Source organism: Limnohabitans sp. (assembly GCF_044373035.1).
In the GTDB taxonomy this organism is placed as follows: domain Bacteria; phylum Pseudomonadota; class Gammaproteobacteria; order Burkholderiales; family Burkholderiaceae_C; genus Limnohabitans_A.
This window is the reverse complement of the sequence record NZ_JBILQU010000205.1, coordinates 1-2909: the sequence shown is the minus strand read 5'-3', so window position 1 is coordinate 2909 and position 2909 is coordinate 1. Positions and strand designations below refer to the sequence as shown.

General features: G+C 60.4%; 4 protein-coding genes. All 4 read left to right on the top strand.

Annotated features, from left to right (window positions below; all coding sequences use genetic code 11):
* The coding region (locus ACIQ47_RS15930) for a TonB-dependent receptor domain-containing protein (RefSeq protein WP_396439011.1) at positions 1–474 on the top strand (474 nt) is incomplete at its 5' end.
* Positions 475–555: 81 nt separating this feature from the next.
* Complete coding sequence (locus ACIQ47_RS15925; protein ID WP_396439010.1) at positions 556–1794, top strand: hypothetical protein; 1239 nt, start codon at positions 556–558, stop codon at positions 1792–1794.
* A complete protein-coding gene (locus ACIQ47_RS15920) occupies positions 1778–2323 on the top strand; it encodes a hypothetical protein (RefSeq protein ID WP_396439009.1) in 546 nt (181 codons plus the stop codon). The genes ACIQ47_RS15925 and ACIQ47_RS15920 overlap by 17 nt, the downstream gene beginning before the upstream one ends.
* Positions 2324–2345: 22 nt before the next feature.
* The coding region (locus tag ACIQ47_RS15915) for a TauD/TfdA dioxygenase family protein (RefSeq protein ID WP_396439008.1) at positions 2346–2909 on the top strand (564 nt) is incomplete at its 3' end.

Genomic DNA, 2909 nt, shown 5'->3' with positions numbered 1-2909 from the left:
CAGGATCTGCGTGGATGGGGCGGGGAGTGGGACTGGCGCGTCGGTGCGACCTGGGCCGAACACACCTTTGTGTCTTACCGTGTGAGCGACAAAGTGGGTGCCATCGAAGACTATTCAGGCAAAGACATGCCGCAGGCCCCCAACCACACCATCACGGCCCAAGTCGGCTGGAAATTCACACCGACTTCGCGCGTGGCCTTGGGACTGGTCAAGCAAGGCAGCTACTGGATGAACAACGCCAACACCGTGCGTTACGCGGGTCACACGCTGCTCAACCTGACGGCCACCCACAAGTTGGGCGATGGCTGGGAGGTTTGGGGCCAAGTGCGCAACCTGACCAACAAGCTGTATTCGGACAACGCGTCCAGCAACTACAAAAGCGGCGCTTACACACCCAACACACAAAACACCTATGCCGCCGGTGCGCCGCGCAGCGTGATGGTGGGTTTGAACAAGTCCTTTGGCCAACGCTGACAGCTGTCCAGGCTTGCGGTGCACCGTTGAATGTGACATCGCAAGTCTGATTTGCAAACCGCTCTCTTTTGTGAGAACCCCATGAACATCTTGAACCGTTGGTGCGCCTTGTCAATTTTGGCCGTGGCCAGCTTGTGCGCGTTACCCTCCACTGGTGCTCAAAACACCGTCAAAGAAGCCGCCAAACCTGCTGCATCTTCACAGCATGCCCGCCACCAGCGTCCGCAACTGGCCACAGGCGCAGCCATTGCACCCGATGGTCGCTTGTGGGTGGTAGGTTTGAATGCGCAAGCGCAACTCTTTGTGCAAAGCACGCCCTTGGGCGCTTCTTTGCAGTGGAGCGAAGCACGCATCTTGAACACCGGAGCCGACCCGATTGCGGCCGATGGCGAGAGCCGTCCAAAAATAGCGTTTGGCCCCCAAGGCTGGGCGGTCATCAGCTACACCATGCCGCTGGCCAAGCCTTACACGGGGTTCATCCGCATGCTGCGCAGCAGCGATGGCGGGCAAACTTTCAGCATGCCATTCACGGTGCACCAGGACCGGCAGGAAATCACCCACCGCTTTGATTCGGTGGCCTTCGATGGACAAGGGGTGTTGCACACGCTGTGGGTGGACAAGCGCGACCAGCCGCCCAAAGGCTCGGCGCAAAAGTACGCGGGTGCTGCCATTTACCGCAACGAGTCCAAGGACGGCGGTCAGACTTTTGGCCCCGACACCAAAGTGGCCGACCACTCGTGCGAGTGCTGCCGTATTGGCCTGGCCCGCAATCCGCAAGGCCAGCTGCAAGCGACCTGGCGGCATGTGTTTGACATCAGCACGCGAGACCATGCGTTTGCCAGCGTAGGTGCCCCGGCCAATCGCATTACCCGCAGTACGCACGACGACTGGCAGATCAATGCCTGCCCGCACCACGGTCCCGGTTTGGCACTCAACGCAGGTACTTCGGGTTACCACACGGTTTGGTTTGGCATTCGAACAGTGAATGGGCAAGACCAGCCCGCCGTGCGTTACGCACGCCTGAATGCGCAAGGCGAACCTTTGCCCGAGACCCTGCGCGTGTTGCCCGATCCGCGTGCAGAACACGCCGATGTGATGGCCGATGGCCAAAACGTGGCCGTGGTCTGGCGCAGCAGCGAAGGGGCGCAGACCACACTCAAGGCCTGGCTGTCGACCGATGGCGGTCAGAACTTCACCCTCAAAACCCTGGGCCAAGCCACGGGTTACAACGACCACCCGCGCCTGGCCCAAAGTGGCGCGCGCATGGTGGTGGTTTGGCGCAACACACAGGAGACGCAAGTTCATGACATCCGTTTTTAAAAACACAGCTCTGGCCATCTGCTCTGCCGTGCTCGGCCTGAGTGCTCCGGCGGCTTGGGCGCAAGCTCACCATCACGCTCAGCAGCATGCACACCCCCAGGGGCAAGCCACGGCCTCAACTCCCGCTCAGCGCACAGTGCTGCCTTTCGATGAAACCCGCTGGGCGCATGCCTTGCAACACGGACCGCGCCCTGCGGCCTATTTGTTCACCACCTCGTATTGCAGCACCTGCCCTGCCGCTTTTGCGGTGTTGCATGACGCGGTCAAAAACCGGGCGGCCAAACCTCCCTTGAACGCGGTCATGATGGATATCTCGGGGCCGCAGGCGCTGCGCCATGCCTGGCACTTCAAAGGCATGACGCAGATGTACGCCTTTGATGGTTTTGAGCCGGCCATCCGCCAAGCGGTGGACCCGGCCTGGCCCAACGTTACCCCTTATGTGGTGCTGGTGGATGCAAAAGGCCAGACGCAGCGGGTGATCGGGCCCCCTCCCCCCGCGATGCTCAAGCGCTGGTTATCGCCTGTTTGACGCGCTCTGGCATGATCTACAAATGTCTACTTCGCCGCATTTACAAAGGGCCTACCAAAGCTTTTTGGTCGAACCCTACACCCCCAATGTCGGGGCCACGCTCCATGGTTTGGACTTGTCGCAGCCATTGAGCGAGTTGGCTCAAACTGAGCTGAGAGCGGCCTTGGCTCAGTTTGAGGTGATCTTTTTTCGGGACCAAACACTCACGCCTGCACAGCAGGTGGCGTTCACTCGCACTTTTGGCCAAGTCAATGAGGTCAAGGCTTTTTTCCCCCGGGTGGAAAGCCAACCCGAGGTAGAGGTTGTGGAAAGCACAGCCGAGCGCCCCGCAGCCAACAACAACTGGCACGCCGACATCACTTGGCAGGCGAATCCACCCATAGGCACCAGCTTGTATGCGCAGGTCATTCCGGCCAGCGGCGGCGACACGCTTTGGGCCAGCATGACCACGGCCTATGCCGCCTTGCCCAAAGACTTCCAGGTCTATTTGGAAACGCTCAGTGCCATGCACACTTGGGAGGTCACCGGCTGGACCGAATACCTGCTGCGCCAAGACGCCAGCGGCGAACAACTGCAAGCCGCTCGC

Coding starts and splice junctions, on each gene's coding strand:
- ACIQ47_RS15925 (WP_396439010.1), top strand. CDS start 556: ATGAACATCTTGAACCGTTGGTGCGCCTTGTCAATTTTGGCCGTGGCC.
- ACIQ47_RS15920 (WP_396439009.1), top strand. CDS start 1,778: ATGACATCCGTTTTTAAAAACACAGCTCTGGCCATCTGCTCTGCCGTG.